Here is a 14308-nt window from a genome sequence, read left to right as displayed (position 1 = left end):
TCTTATTCATAGATTAATAAACTCATTTCAATTCAAATTAGTATAAATTGAGCCTGTAAAGTAACTAAAAACGGAATAAACTATATTATTTTACTCCAAAAAACATTACAAAAACTTTATGTACCTTTGCCAATAATTTTTTATTAGCATTATGAAAACGTTCCAAGAATTTGATTTACCAAAATCACTGCAAAAAGCATTAGACGAATTAGGTTTTGTGCACGCTACACCTATTCAAGAAAAATCGCACGCTGTAATTCTTTCTGGAAGAGACATGATGGGAATTGCGCAAACAGGAACAGGGAAAACATTTGCCTATTTATTGCCAATTTTAAAACACTGGAAATTTCAAAATAATGAATCGGCAAGAGTTGTTATTTTAGTTCCGACACGTGAATTAGTAGTACAAGTTGCGGAAGAAGTTGAAAAACTAACCAAATACATGAGTGTGCGAACACTTGGAATTTATGGAGGAGTAAATATCAATACACAAAGAAAAGCATTAGCAGAAGGAGTAGATATTTTAGTAGGAACACCAGGACGTGTTATGGATTTAGCTCTTGACGGTGTTTTACGTTTTGATGCGTTACAAAAATTAGTGATTGACGAATTTGACGAAATTTTAAATTTAGGTTTTCGTGCGCAATTAACTTCGATTTTATCGATGATGCGAGGAAAAAAACAAAACATCTTATTCTCGGCAACAATGACCGAAGAAGTAGATGCTATGCTAGATGAATATTTCGATTTTCCAGAAGAAGTTTCTCTAGCGCCAAGTGGAACACCACTAGAACAAATCGAGCAAATCGTTTATCAAGTTCCAAATTTTCTAACCAAATTAAATATGTTGAAACATTTGGTTCGTGAAACGGAAGGAATGGATCGTGTGTTGATTTTTGTAAACAACAAACGTATTGTAGAATTAGTTTCTGAAACCTTAGAAAGTGAATTTCCAGAGCAATTTGGAGTTATTCACTCGAATAAATCACAAAATTATCGTTTGAATACGATGGCTGCTTTTCAAGCGGGAGAATTACGTGGTTTGGTTACCACAGATATCATGGCGCGTGGATTGGATATTTCCGATATTACACACGTAATCAATTTACAATTTACCGATGAGCCAGAAAAATACATGCACCGAATTGGAAGAACCGGTCGTGCAGACAAAACAGGTGTTGCTATAAGTTTGGTTTCCCCAAGTGAAGTAGAAAGTAAAATTGAGGTAGAATTATTAATGGATACCGAAATCAGAGAATTTCCACTTCCTGAAGATTTAAAAATCGAAGAACGTTATTTAGACTTCGAAAAGGAAAAGAAAAAAATGAAGTTCTTGTTGAAAACCCCTAAAAAAGAAGGTGGTCAAGCATTTCATGAAAAGAAAGACAAAAACAAAAAAGTCAACTTAGGCGGTCCCGGAAAACGAACACCAAGAAAAACAGAATCTAGAAACCGAGCTGTGGAAAGAAAACGTGCGGAGAAGAAAAAGAAGAGATAATGTTTTAGTGGTCAGTAGTCAGTTTTAAGTTGGCAGTAAAAAAATCTGTGTAAATTTCTCAAATCCGCGTAATCCGTGTTCCAAAAAAATGAATCAAATATCTATAGTAATCTAAATGGAATTTCGTACTTTTGACAAATTCTAATTATAAATGCAGTTCAAACATCCAGAAATTCTCTATTTCCTTTTTCTGTTGGTTATACCAATTTTGGTGCATTTATTTCAATTGCGACGCTTTAAAAAAGAGTATTTTACTAATGTTAAACTACTCAAAGAACTACAAATTCAAACCCGAAAAAGTTCTAAAATAAAGAAATGGCTTTTGCTAGCCACGCGTTTATTATTGTTAACTTGTTTGATTTTAGCTTTTGCCCAACCTTTTTTTGAAGCCAAAGACACCACTAATAAAGGTAACGAACTTATCATATTATTAGATAATTCGTTTTCGATGCAAGCCAAAGGGGCTAAAGGAGAATTACTAAAACGAAGCATCCAAGAATTATTAGAAGAATTACCTGAAAATCAACAATTCTCATTACTAACCAATTCTGAAATTTTTTGGGATACCGATATAAAATCCATTCAAAAAGAATTGCAAAATTTAGAGTATTCAGCTATGCCTTTTCAGTTGGATTATTTGATTAATCAGGTTGAAACCAAAAAGAAGAACACCAAGAAAGATTATGTAATCATAACCGATGCTATTCAGTCTGAAAGTAAAAAAGCATTGGATTTAGCAGAACAAAATGTAGTTTATTTCATTCAGCCTGAAGCAGAAAATAAAAACAATGTTAGTATTGAAAAAGTACTAATTTCTCAAGTTTTAGACCAATTTTATGAATTAAAAATTTCGTTAAATGCTTTTGGTGAAACAGATTTAGAAGTGCCACTTTCTGTTTTTAGTAACAACAAGGCGGTTGCCAAAACAATTGCAAAATTTGAAAATCAGAAAACTGAAATTTCAATTACCATACCAAAAAACGATTTCCACGGAAACATTAGTATTGAAGATAATAGTTTGAGTTATGATAATGACTATTATCTAAGTATTTCAAAACCAGAAAAAGCAAATGTAATTGCTATTGGAAATTCAGATAAAAACAATTTTTTAAGTCGTATTTTCACTTCAGATGAATTCAATTTCCAAAGTACAGAATTAGCTACTTTAGATTATAACAAAATTGAAAATCAAGATGCGATTGTGTTAAATGAATTGGAAGATTTGCCAACAGCTCTAGGAACAACATTGAAATCATTTTATGAAAAAGGAGGTAATGTTATTTTGATTCCGAATGCAAAAAATGCACCAAGTCTTTTGAATGGTTTTGCGAAAAATTTCGGCGGATTGAGTTATTCGCAACTTACGACTTCGGTTAAACAAATTACTAAAATCAACTTTAGTCATCCATTATATCAAACTGTTTTTGAGAAAAAGGTGACTAATTTTCAATATCCAAATGTAAAAGAAAGTTTTGGTTTAACAGGAATCACAAATATTTTACAATACGAAGATAATGCTGTTTTTGTGGGTTCGACTACCAATCGCTTGGGAACTTTTTATGCTTTTTCGGCTCCGATAAATAAGCAGAATAGTAACTTTCAAAATGCTCCTCTGATTGTTCCAACATTTTACAACATGGGTCAAAATCAAGGAAAAACAGGTGTCAATGCTTATACAATTGGAGAAAACGAAAAACTTATCTTAGAAACCATTTTAGCAAAAGATGAGGTAATTTCGATAAAAAACAAAGAGTATAGTTTCATTCCAATGCAACAAATTTTAAATGCAAAATGTAAATTATCATTTGGAGATTATCCTGAAAAAGCTGGAAATTTTGAAGTAATTAAAGGCAATCAATCGTTAAGTAAAATTAGTTTTAATTACCCAAGAACTGAAAGTGATTTAACGCAAGTTTCTACTTCAAGTTTTGAAGATTTTACTAAAGTAAACAACATATCAACCGTTCTAAACGATATTGCTTCTGAACGCACAAGTAATGAAATTTGGAAATGGTTTATCATCGCAACACTACTATTTTTAATAACTGAACTACTAATCCAAAAATTTGTAAAATGACGCAAGTTATTCTAAAACAAGCCAAAATAATTGATACATCAAGTCCGTTTCATAACCAAACGATGGATATTAAAATTGAGAATGGCACGATAACCCAAATAGAAAAAGAAATTTCAGCTACTTCGGGATTTGAAGTAGTAAATATTCCTAATTTACATGTTTCCAAAGGTTGGATGGATAGTTCTGTTTCTTTTGGAGAACCTGGGTATGAAGATAGAGAAACCATAGAAAACGGATTAAAAGTAGCAGCTAAAAGCGGATTTACTGCTGTAGCACTACAACCAAATTCAAATCCAACGATAGATAATCAAGCTCAAGTGCGATTTGTATTGGATAGAGCTAAAAATCAAGCGACAACTTTATATCCAATCGGAGCCTTAACCAAAGGTAGCGAAGGGACAGATTTGGCGGAATTATTCGACATGAAAAACGCCGGAGCTATTGCGTTTGGTGATTACAAGAAAGCCATGCAAAATGCAAATCTTCAAAAAATTGCTTTGCAATATGTACAAGATTTCGATGGTATGTTGATTAGTTTTTGTCAGGATAGTACTTTAAAAGGTAACGGAATTGCAAATGAAGGTGTGGTAAGTACAAAATTAGGAATGAAAGGAATTCCTGCGCTTGCAGAAGAACTACAAGTGGCACGAAACTTATTTTTATTAGAATATACAGGAGGAAAATTACACATTCCGACTATTTCAACACAAGGAAGTATCAAGTTAATCAAAGAAGCAAAAGCCAAAGGATTAAAAATTACTTGTAGTGTTGCGGTTCATAATTTAGTTTTGAATGACGAAGTGTTAATGGGATTCGATACTCGATACAAAGTATTGCCTCCATTACGAGAAGAAGCAACAAGAAAAGCTTTGGTAGAAGCCGTTTTAGATGGCACCATTGATTGTATTACTTCTGATCACAATCCGTTGGATATTGAACATAAGAAATTAGAGTTTGATTTAGCGAAGGATGGAACCATTGGTTTAGAAAGTGCTTTTGGTGCTTTATTAACTATTCTACCACTTGAAGTGGTTGTTGAGAAACTGAATTCTAATAAACTGGTTTTCAATGTAGAAAATTCATCAATAACAATTGGAAATAAGGCTGATATTTCGCTTTTCACAACAGAAGATAATTGGACATTTGGAAAAGAAAACATCCTTTCAAAATCTAAAAATTCAGCTTTCTTAGGACTAAAAATGAAAGGTAAAGTCATAGGTATTTATAATAATGGACAATTAATAATTGATTAATTGATATTGGATTAATTTTAGTAAAATGAATAAAATCGAACAAGGAAAACAAACGGCAATTGTGAGCTATTTAACCATTATAGGTGCTGTAATAGCTATATTTATGAATCAAGAAGAAAATCGTAGTGAATTTGCTAGTTTTCATATTCGACAAGCTTTAGGAATTTTTTTAACTTTCTTTTTGTTAGGATATCCAATTGGTTATTTTGATAATTGGATGGTTTCGGCTTCTTTTTGGGTATTTATTTTTATTTTATGGATTTATGGATTCATTAATTGTTTGAATGATCAAATGAAAATAGTTCCTTTTTTAGGAGAATTTTATCAAAAAATATTTAAAAGCTTCTAAAAAAATGAATTTATATTATCTTATACAAGAGCCAAAAATCAAGTTAGCTAAAAATCCGCTTTTACTTTTATTACACGGTTATGGTAGCAACGAAGAGGACTTGTTTTCTTTTGCGTCAGAATTACCAGATGAATATTATGTAATTTCTGTTCGAGCGCCTTATGATTTACAGCCTTATGGTCATGCTTGGTATGCGATTCATTTTGATGCAGATGAAAATAAATTTTCAGACAATGAGCAAGCTAAAGAATCGGTTCAGTTAATTGCTAGTTTCATAGATGAAATTGTAAGTAAATATCCAATTGATACGACAAATGTAAATTTAATAGGTTTTAGTCAAGGCGCTATTTTGAGCTACGCAACAGCATTGACTTTTCCAAATAAAATAACAAAAGTAGTTGCGTTAAGTGGTTATTTTAATCAGGAAATCATGCCAGAAGTTATCGATACCAAAGCGATTTCGCATTTAAAATTCTTTGTTTCTCATGGTTCTGTTGATCAAGTAATACCTGTGGAATGGGCAAGAAAAGCAAAGCCAGCTTTAGAAAGTTTAGGGATAGAAGTAGAGTATCATGAGTACCCAGTTGGTCATGGTGTTGCACCTCAAAACTTTTTTGATTTTAAGAATTGGTTACAAAAATAAAATAAAAACTCCGAACGTAATTTCGGAGTTTTTTTGAACCAACTTTAAACTAAACAATCTATTATGAGCATTAAGATTTTGGAGTTACTACTGCATCAATAACGTGAATAACTCCATTTTTTTGATTTACATCTGAAATAGTTACTTTAGCATTATTCCCATTTTCATCTGTAATATAAAGGTCGTTGCCTTTCATCCAAGCAGTTAATGTGCCACCACTTACAGTTTTAAAAGAATATTTTCCATTTCCTTTTTTAGTAGCTTCCATAATATCATTAACGTTCCATTTTCCAGCAACAACATGATATTTTAAAATAGTTTGCAATATTTCTTTATTTTCTGGTTTTAATAGTGTTTCAACAGTTCCTTTAGGTAATTTATCAAACGCGGCATTTGTTGGGGCAAAAAGGGTGAATGGTCCTTCGGACATTAATATATCAACTAATCCTGCTGCTTTTACAGCGGCAACTAAAGTTGTGTGGTCTTTAGCGTTTACTGCATTTTCAATAATGTTTTTACTTGGATACATTGGAGCTCCGCCTACTTCTACAGTCTTTTCTTTTGATTGCGCTAAAGTTGTTGTGCTGAAAAATAATCCGAAGGCTACTAATCCTGTAGCTAAAATTTTGTAGGTTTTCATTTTTTATATTTTTAAAAGTTATAATTGCATTTACGCAGAAAAATAAATATTGGATTTGAAAAAATGAAAAATAATTTAATCTTAAGACTTTATTTATTTAGATTCGATAATATTCTTTAAATTTGTTCTTCAAAAAAATATTAGGTATGGCAACAGTAACATTAGGAGGAAATCCAATTCACACATCAGGTGAATTACCAAAAGTAGGTACAAAAGCAATAGATTTTAATTTAGTTAAAATAGATTTAGGAACTGCTACTTTAGCTGATTTTGCTGGTTCAAGAGTAGTTTTAAATATTTTTCCAAGCGTAGATACAGGAACATGTGCGGCATCAGTGCGTAAATTTAATGAGAAGGCGAGTGCATTAGAAAACACTAAAGTTTTGTGTATTTCAAGAGATTTACCATTTGCTCAAAAACGTTTTTGTGGTGCTGAAGGGTTAGAAAACGTAATCAATCTATCTGATTTCAAAGACGGAAGTTTTGGAAAAAATTATGGTTTAGAAATTATTGATGGACCTTTAGCGGGTTTACATTCACGTGTTGTAATAGTTTTAGATGAAAATGGAACTATTCTTCACACTGAACAAGTGAATGAAATTGCTGATGAGCCTAACTACGAAGCTGCATTAGCAGTATTATAGAAATATGAAATTTGAAAAAGACGAAACGCTTTTTACAGGTCGGTTAAAAAGTATGGTATTTGCCCTTAAAGGTGCATTTAAATTAATTACTACAGAACATAGTGTAATGGTGCAATCATCATTGGCTGTATTAATGACAATTGCGGGTTTTTATTTTGGAATTAACCGAATGGAATGGATGATGCAAATCCTTGTTTTTGGGTTGGTTTTAGGTATCGAAGGACTGAATACTGCGGTTGAAAAAATAGCCGATTTTATTCATCCTGATTACCATGAGCGTATCGGTTTTATTAAAGATATTGCTGCTGGAGCAGTGTTTTTTGCTGCCTTGACAGCTATTACAATTGGATGTATTATTTATTTTCCATATTTGTTTTAATTTAGCTACTTTTGTAAAAATTGTTCCGTTTAAATGGCCAAACAAAATTCAAAAGACACTGCTCAAACAGCAACAGAAAAAGTCAATAAAAAGTTTTCATTAAATATGAGCCGCCAACAAAAGTTTATTGTTGGTGTTTTGCTTATTTTCTTTTCTATAGCGTTACTATTATCTTTCATTTCCTATTTTGTTACTGGGAATGCAGATCAGAGTGAAGTTGCGCAATTAGCAAATAGAAGTGCTAAAACCGATAATTGGTTAGGAAAAATAGGTGCTTTTTTAGCTGATTTTTTCTTGTATAAAGGTTTTGGAGTTACTTCATTTATTTTTATTAGAATTATTTTCTTAGTTGGCGCCTATATGGTTTTAGATATGGCACTTACTAAATTGAGAAAAAGTTTCTTCTGGGATTGTTTTTTAATTATTATTGGTTCTGTTTTATTAGGATTCTTTTGGAATGTAATCCCGCAATTGGGAGGAACTGTAGGTTATGAAATGAATTTATTCATTCAAGATTATATAGGTAAAACAGGAACTTTATTGGTGTTGCTTTTTGGGATTTTAATTTTCTTGGTATTTAAAATTAAGATTTCACCTGATACTTTTACTTCTGTTTTTGAAAAATCAAATGATTCGTTCAAAGAAGATATGGTGGCAGAAGTTTCATCTGACGCGACACTATCAGAAAATTTACCAGCTGAGGAACATTTAGAAGCTGAAAATGATTTGCCAATTATTCCCGTTACTTCTAAAGAGGATGATTTTGTACTTACAGAAGATGAAGAGGAAATGGGAAATTTTGAATTGAAAACTTATCCAAGTTCATTTGAAATTGATAAAGACGCATTAAAACCAACTATTTCAAATGCTTCTGAATTAAATTTGGATCCAAAAATAAAAAACGAAATTCCTGAAACACAAAATTTTTCGATTGAAGATAGGAGTATTCCACAAGAAACATTTGTTAATGAAGATGCTTTTGTAATTGAGAAAGTAGAAGAAGAAGTTTTGGTGGAAGAAAATTTGGCAGCTAGATTAGTACAAGATTTTGGGGAATTTGATCCAACATTAGAATTATCTCATTATCAATTTCCTCCAATTGATTTATTAAAAGAATATTCTTCAGGCGGAATTACTATTAATCAAGCAGAATTAGAAGAAAATAAGAATAAAATTGTAGATACCTTAAAGAATTATAGCATTGGTATTTCGCAAATCAAAGCTACTGTTGGTCCAACGGTTACGTTATATGAAATTGTTCCTGAAGCAGGAATTCGTATTTCAAAAATCAAGAACTTAGAAGACGACATTGCCTTATCGTTAGCGGCATTGGGTATTCGTATTATTGCACCAATTCCTGGGAAAGGAACTATTGGTATTGAAGTGCCTAATAATAATCCGACAATGGTTTCAATGAAAAGCGTAATTTCTTCACCGAAATTTCAAACCGCAGAAATGGAACTACCTATCGCATTAGGAAAGACCATTTCTAATGAAACATTTGTTGTGGATTTAGCAAAAATGCCTCACTTATTGATGGCTGGTGCAACTGGACAAGGAAAATCGGTAGGATTGAATGCAGTATTAACTTCGTTACTGTATAAAAAGCATCCAGCAGAAGTTAAGTTTGTTTTGGTTGACCCTAAGAAAGTAGAATTAACGCTTTTTAATAAAATTGAGCGTCATTATTTAGCCAAATTGCCAGATGGTGGCGATGCTATCATTACTGACAATACTAAAGTAATTAATACTTTAAATTCGTTGTGTATTGAAATGGATAATCGTTATTCTTTGTTAAAAGATGCAATGGTTAGAAATATCAAAGAATACAACGAAAAATTTAAACACAGAAAATTAAACCCGCAAAATGGACATCGTTTTTTACCCTATATAGTCTTAGTGGTTGATGAGTTTGCAGATTTAATTATGACAGCAGGAAAAGAAGTAGAAACACCTATTGCTCGTCTAGCACAGTTAGCTCGGGCTATTGGTATTCACTTGATTATTGCTACACAGCGTCCATCAGTAAATGTAATTACAGGGATGATTAAAGCAAACTTTCCTGCACGTATTGCTTTTAGAGTAACCTCTAAAATTGACTCTAGAACTATTTTAGATTCGGGAGGAGCAGACCAGTTGATAGGTCGAGGTGATTTATTATACACACAAGGAAATGAGATTGTCAGAGTACAATGTGCCTTTGTAGACACTCCAGAAGTAGATAAGATATGTGATTTTATTGGTTCACAAAAAGCTTATCCAGAAGCTTATTTGCTTCCTGAGTATGTAGGTGAGGAAAGTGGCATAAAACTTGATATAGATATTTCTGAAAGAGATTCTTTGTTTAGAGAAGCCGCAGAAGTAATTGTAACGGCACAACAAGGAAGTGCTTCTTTGATACAAAGAAAATTAAAATTAGGTTACAATAGAGCTGGACGATTAATTGATCAATTAGAGGCAGCAGGTATTGTAGGACCGTTTGAAGGAAGTAAAGCCCGTTCCGTTTTAATTCCAGATTTAGTAGCATTGGAACATTTTTTAAATAATGAATAAAATTAATATCAAAATGAAACGTATTTTAAGTGTTGTATTTGTACTTTTTATAGGATTATCAGTGCATGCACAAGATGCTAAAAAAGCAAAAGAGCTTTTAGATCAGGTGTCTGCTAAAGTGAAGTCTTATGAAAATATAGTAATCGACTTTAAATATTCTTTGAGTAACCCAAAAGAGAAAATTAACCAAGAAAGTAATGGTAATGTGGCATTAAAAGGCAACTTATATAACTTGAACTTTATGGGAGTTACTAAAATTTTTGATGGAAAAAAAATATACACAATTGTTCCTGAAGATGAAGAGATAACAGTAGAAGATTATAACGAATCCGATGATAAATCGATAACACCTAATAAGATGTTAACTTTTTTTAATTCGGGATATAAATATGCTTGGGACATACTTCAAAATGTAAAAGGAAGAAAAATTCAATACGTAAAGTTGACGCCTAATAGCGCCAAAGATACACGAAAAGAAATTCTTATAGGAATCGATACACAAACAAAACATATCTATACAGTTATTGAAGTTGGAAAAAATGGAACAAAAACAACGTTAACTGTTAATTCTTTTAAAACAAATCAACCATTATCGAAAAATCATTTTACCTTTACCAAATCAAAATATCCTAATTATTACATCAATAAATTAGACTAAAAAAGTTCGGGTGAAAATTTTAGATAAATACATTATTAAATCCTTCATGATTACATTTACTACGGTATTTGTAATCTTGTTTTTTATATTCGTTTTGCAAGGAATTTGGCTTTTTATTGCCGAATTAGCGGGTAAAGATTTAGATTTTTTTACAATTATAAAGTTCCTTTCATTTTATGCTCCTACCATTGTTCCGTTGGTTTTGCCTTTATCTATTTTATTGGCGGGTATTATGACTTTTGGAAGTTTTGCTGAGAATTATGAGTTTGCGGCAATGAAATCATCTGGGATTTCTTTACAACGAGCGATGAAAATGCTAACGATAACTATTGGAATATTAGCATTTGTCTCATTCTTTTTTGCTAATAATGTTATTCCTGAAGCACAATATAAATTCATAAATCTTAGAAAAACAATTGTACAGCAAAAACCAGCTATGGCTATCGCAGAAGGTCAATTTAATACTATTGGGACTTCGAATATTAAGGTAGATAAGAAATCTGGAGACAACGGAGAGTTTTTAGAAGGTGTTACTATGCATGTTAAAAATAATAACATGGGATTAGGAGCCAACACTATTATTAAAGCAAAAAGAGGTTTATTAACTAGTGAAGATGATTCAAACTATTTGCAATTGGAATTGTATGATGGTTATTATTACGAAGATATTCATCCAAAAAAATATGAAGAGCGAAATAAAATGCCTTTCGCCAAAAGTAGTTTTAAAAAGTATGTAATTAATATTGATTTAACCAAGTTAAATCAGGCAGAGATGGATAATGGAGAGATTACATCTGAAAAAATGTTAACAGTTCCTGAATTAAAATATACTATCGATTCACTTCAAAAAAGCTATAATAAAGATGTAATTTCTTTTGCAGACAATATTGTACAAAGAAATGACAATGTTTTTAATAAAAAAATGCCTAATTCGGTTGTGCAACCTAATGTAAAGGAAAATGAAACAAGAGATTTGTTATCAATTTTTTCAAAAATAGAAAAAAGACAAATCCTTGAAATGGCCAAAAATAATGTTTCAAGTACAGAGTTTAGTATACACAATAGCAAAACAGATTTAGAGCACAAATCAAAAAATATTAATTCACATTGGTTAGCTATTCATGAAAAATTTGTTATTGCTTATTCTTGTCTTTTGATGTTTTTTATTGGAGCACCTTTGGGAGCTATTATTAGAAAAGGAGGATTGGGTTTGCCAATTGTATTTGCGATGCTAATCTTTATTTCTTTTCATTTCATTAATACATTTGGAAGAAAGTTAGCGCAAGAAGATACTATTCCGCCATTTCTTGGAGCATGGTTGGCTTCTATATTAATGACGCCTTTTGCAATATTATTAACTTATAGAGCTACTAACGATATTGGAATTATGGTCAACTTTGATTGGATAACAGATCCAATTATGAAGTTATTTAATAAAAAAAATACAAGCGAAATTGAATTTAAAAAAGAGATTGTTTCTTTAGATACAATTCAGTTAGATGAAAATGATGTGTTTATAAAAGATTTTATGAGTAAAGAAACGAGTGTTTTGATGAATATTGTTAAAAATTCAGAACAATTTAATTATAATTCAGGGCAAAGATTAATTGCACTAAAGATACTTGAAATAAGAGGAATTTCACAGCATGAATTACTTGAAAAGAATTCACTTTTTAATGAATCGTACTTAAGACTCACATTTTTGAAACAGCAATACAATAGCTTTTCTAATTTGGCCATTGTTTTTTATATAATTTCTTTTGTATTCTCTGCTCTTTCAACAACAAATAATTTAATAATAATAGCTTTAGGTTTGATAATTTTATTTTTATTTTACATTTTTAATTATAAATCCCAACAGAATTTAGAAGAGATAAGTAAAATTACTAATAGAAATAATTTTACAAATATTTATATAGCTCTTTTATTTGGATTTCCTTTTTTCCTTTTAATTTATTTATATAATAAAAAGCAATTAAAAGAAGCAGTTTCTGAATTCAGTAATTAAAACAAACAACAACTAACTACCCCATGTCAAGCAACATACAACTAAACACTATTGAAGAAGCTATTGAAGATATCCGACAAGGAAAAATCATTATAGTAGTGGACGATGAAGATAGAGAAAATGAAGGTGATTTTTTAGCCGCTGCTGAAAAAGTAACTCCAGAGATGATTAATTTCATGGCAACACATGGAAGAGGTCTTATTTGCGCTCCTTTGACAGAATCTCGTTGTAAGGAATTAGATTTACACGCCATGGTTCGTAATAATACAGATCATATGGAAACTGCCTTTACCGTTTCGGTAGATTTGAAAGGAAATGGAGTAAGCACGGGTATTTCTGCTTCTGATAGAGCTAAAACAATTCAAGCACTTATTGATCCAGATACTAAGCCTTATGATTTAGCAAGACCAGGACATATTTTTCCGCTAATAGCGAAGCAAGGTGGTGTTTTAAGACGTACAGGTCACACAGAGGCAGCTATTGATTTTGCCCGATTAGCAGGTTTTAAATCAGCTGGGGTAATTGTTGAAATCATGAATGAGGATGGAACGATGGCTCGTTTACCACAATTAGTAGAAGTGGCTAAGAAGTTTGATTTAAAATTAGTTTCTATTGAAGATTTAGTTGCTTATAGAATGCAACACGATAGTTTAATTCAAAAGAAAGAAGATTTTGATATCCAAACACGTTTTGGAACATTTCGTTTGAGAGCTTATTTGCAAACTACTAATAAGCAAGTTCATATTGCTTTAACTAAAGGCACATGGAGTAGTGGAGAATCTATTTTAACACGTATTAATTCAACCCAAGTTAATAATGATATTTTAGGTACTTTGACAAATAATCTTGATAAAAAGTTAGATGATATGTTTCGCAAGATAAACGATGCTGAAAAAGGAGCTATCATTTTCATTAATCAAGAAATACAGTCTATAGAGTTATTAGATCGATTGACTGAATTAAAAGTAATACAAGAATCAGGAGAGTTAAAAGCACCACAAATTAAAATGGATACCAAAGATTTTGGTATTGGAGCTCAAATCTTGCATGATATTGATATTTCAAAAATCAAATTACTTTCAAACAGTACAGAGCAAACAAAGCGCGTAGGAATGATTGGATATGGTTTAGAAATTACGGAATATGTAAATTATTGATTTTTTTTAATTCTATAATTATTTCGTAATGAAAGAGTTAAAAAAAAAGTGTATTTTTTTATATTTTTTATCCTTAAAAGGTTTGCAAAAATAAAAAAACGTTCTATATTTGCACTCGCAATACGGAAATGATTGCACGACTTATTGGAGAAATGGCAGAGTGGTCGAATGCGGCAGTCTTGAAAACTGTTGACTGTAACAGGTCCGGGGGTTCGAATCCCTCTTTCTCCGCCAGTAGAAATACAAACGGTACTAAAACCCACTAAATTCAACGATTTAGTGGGTTTTTTCTTTTATATCTTCATCAAATTATTCATATAAACTCAAAGTTATGGTGTCTTTCAAGGGGTCTATAGTTTTTAATGCAACCAAGTGACTCCTTTTTGTCGAAACACCAAAGTTTACAAGCTGTTTAGCAAATGAACATCTTGTAAAATGATATTAAATCA

Annotated in this window: 11 protein-coding genes, 1 tRNA gene and 1 pseudogene; 12 read left to right on the top strand and 1 reads right to left on the bottom strand. The window is 31.3% G+C overall.

Features of this window, described 5'->3' with window-relative positions:
* Positions 1 to 151 precede the first annotated feature (151 nt).
* The 5 genes from G4L40_RS02795 to G4L40_RS02775 all read left to right on the top strand — a co-directional run bounded on the left by G4L40_RS02795 (position 152) and on the right by G4L40_RS02775 (position 5820).
* On the top strand, positions 152 to 1498 hold the full coding sequence (locus G4L40_RS02795; protein ID WP_166235642.1) for a DEAD/DEAH box helicase: 1347 nt from the start codon (positions 152 to 154) through the stop codon (positions 1496 to 1498).
* Positions 1499 to 1649: 151 nt separating this feature from the next.
* Complete coding sequence (locus G4L40_RS02790; RefSeq protein WP_166235641.1) at positions 1650 to 3575, top strand: vWA domain-containing protein; 1926 nt, start codon at positions 1650 to 1652, stop codon at positions 3573 to 3575.
* On the top strand, positions 3572 to 4828 hold the full coding sequence (locus G4L40_RS02785) for a dihydroorotase (protein WP_166235640.1): 1257 nt from the start codon (positions 3572 to 3574) through the stop codon (positions 4826 to 4828). Before G4L40_RS02790 ends, G4L40_RS02785 begins: the two co-directional genes overlap by 4 nt.
* A 25-nt stretch (positions 4829 to 4853) precedes the next feature.
* Positions 4854 to 5177 (top strand): hypothetical protein, encoded by a 324-nt coding sequence (locus tag G4L40_RS02780; RefSeq protein WP_166235639.1) that lies wholly within the window; start codon positions 4854 to 4856, stop codon positions 5175 to 5177.
* A 4-nt stretch (positions 5178 to 5181) separates the two neighbouring features.
* On the top strand, positions 5182 to 5820 hold the full coding sequence (locus G4L40_RS02775) for an alpha/beta hydrolase (protein WP_166235638.1): 639 nt from the start codon (positions 5182 to 5184) through the stop codon (positions 5818 to 5820).
* Positions 5821 to 5890: 70 nt separating this feature from the next.
* Here G4L40_RS02775 and G4L40_RS02770 read toward each other — a convergent pair whose 3' ends face one another.
* The gene (locus G4L40_RS02770) at positions 5891 to 6460 is read right to left on the bottom strand and encodes a fasciclin domain-containing protein (RefSeq protein ID WP_166235637.1); all 570 of its coding nucleotides are present in this window, start codon (positions 6458 to 6460) and stop codon (positions 5891 to 5893) included.
* A gap of 146 nt (positions 6461 to 6606) precedes the next feature.
* Here G4L40_RS02770 and tpx point away from each other — a divergent pair, with 146 nt between their 5' ends.
* The 7 genes and pseudogenes from tpx to G4L40_RS02735 all read left to right on the top strand — a co-directional run bounded on the left by tpx (position 6607) and on the right by G4L40_RS02735 (position 14093).
* On the top strand, positions 6607 to 7104 hold the full coding sequence (gene tpx, locus G4L40_RS02765) for a thiol peroxidase (RefSeq protein WP_166235636.1): 498 nt from the start codon (positions 6607 to 6609) through the stop codon (positions 7102 to 7104).
* Positions 7105 to 7108: 4 nt separating this feature from the next.
* Entirely contained in the window at positions 7109 to 7483 is a 375-nt protein-coding gene (locus tag G4L40_RS02760; RefSeq protein WP_166235635.1) for a diacylglycerol kinase, read from the top strand.
* Between the two features lie 33 nt (positions 7484 to 7516).
* Positions 7517 to 10036, top strand: a complete 2520-nt coding sequence (locus tag G4L40_RS02755; protein ID WP_166235634.1) for a DNA translocase FtsK — start codon at positions 7517 to 7519, stop codon at positions 10034 to 10036.
* Between the two features lie 13 nt (positions 10037 to 10049).
* Complete coding sequence (locus G4L40_RS02750) at positions 10050 to 10694, top strand: LolA family protein (protein WP_235922574.1); 645 nt, start codon at positions 10050 to 10052, stop codon at positions 10692 to 10694.
* A 10-nt stretch (positions 10695 to 10704) separates the two neighbouring features.
* Positions 10705 to 12138, top strand: a pseudogene (locus G4L40_RS02745) (LptF/LptG family permease); the annotation flags it as partial.
* 587 nt (positions 12139 to 12725) lie between these two features.
* Entirely contained in the window at positions 12726 to 13859 is a 1134-nt protein-coding gene (ribB, locus tag G4L40_RS02740) for a 3,4-dihydroxy-2-butanone-4-phosphate synthase (protein WP_166235632.1), read from the top strand.
* Between the two features lie 146 nt (positions 13860 to 14005).
* Positions 14006 to 14093, top strand: a tRNA-Ser gene (locus G4L40_RS02735).
* Positions 14094 to 14308: the final 215 nt, after the last annotated feature.

It is taken from the genome of Flavobacterium celericrescens (genome assembly GCF_011392075.1).
GTDB classification, from domain to species: domain Bacteria; phylum Bacteroidota; class Bacteroidia; order Flavobacteriales; family Flavobacteriaceae; genus Flavobacterium; species Flavobacterium celericrescens.
This window is presented reverse-complemented; position numbering and strand designations above follow the sequence as displayed.

Bases quoted from the DNA above. Each gene is read 5' to 3' on its own strand.
- G4L40_RS02795 (WP_166235642.1), top strand. From the start codon at position 152: ATGAAAACGTTCCAAGAATTTGATTTACCAAAATCACTGCAAAAAGCA.
- G4L40_RS02790 (WP_166235641.1), top strand. From the start codon at position 1,650: ATGCAGTTCAAACATCCAGAAATTCTCTATTTCCTTTTTCTGTTGGTT.
- G4L40_RS02785 (WP_166235640.1), top strand. From the start codon at position 3,572: ATGACGCAAGTTATTCTAAAACAAGCCAAAATAATTGATACATCAAGT.
- G4L40_RS02780 (WP_166235639.1), top strand. From the start codon at position 4,854: ATGAATAAAATCGAACAAGGAAAACAAACGGCAATTGTGAGCTATTTA.
- G4L40_RS02775 (WP_166235638.1), top strand. From the start codon at position 5,182: ATGAATTTATATTATCTTATACAAGAGCCAAAAATCAAGTTAGCTAAA.
- G4L40_RS02770 (WP_166235637.1), bottom strand. From the start codon at position 6,460: ATGAAAACCTACAAAATTTTAGCTACAGGATTAGTAGCCTTCGGATTA.
- tpx (WP_166235636.1), top strand. From the start codon at position 6,607: ATGGCAACAGTAACATTAGGAGGAAATCCAATTCACACATCAGGTGAA.
- G4L40_RS02760 (WP_166235635.1), top strand. From the start codon at position 7,109: ATGAAATTTGAAAAAGACGAAACGCTTTTTACAGGTCGGTTAAAAAGT.
- G4L40_RS02755 (WP_166235634.1), top strand. From the start codon at position 7,517: ATGGCCAAACAAAATTCAAAAGACACTGCTCAAACAGCAACAGAAAAA.
- G4L40_RS02750 (WP_235922574.1), top strand. From the start codon at position 10,050: ATGAAACGTATTTTAAGTGTTGTATTTGTACTTTTTATAGGATTATCA.
- ribB (WP_166235632.1), top strand. From the start codon at position 12,726: ATGTCAAGCAACATACAACTAAACACTATTGAAGAAGCTATTGAAGAT.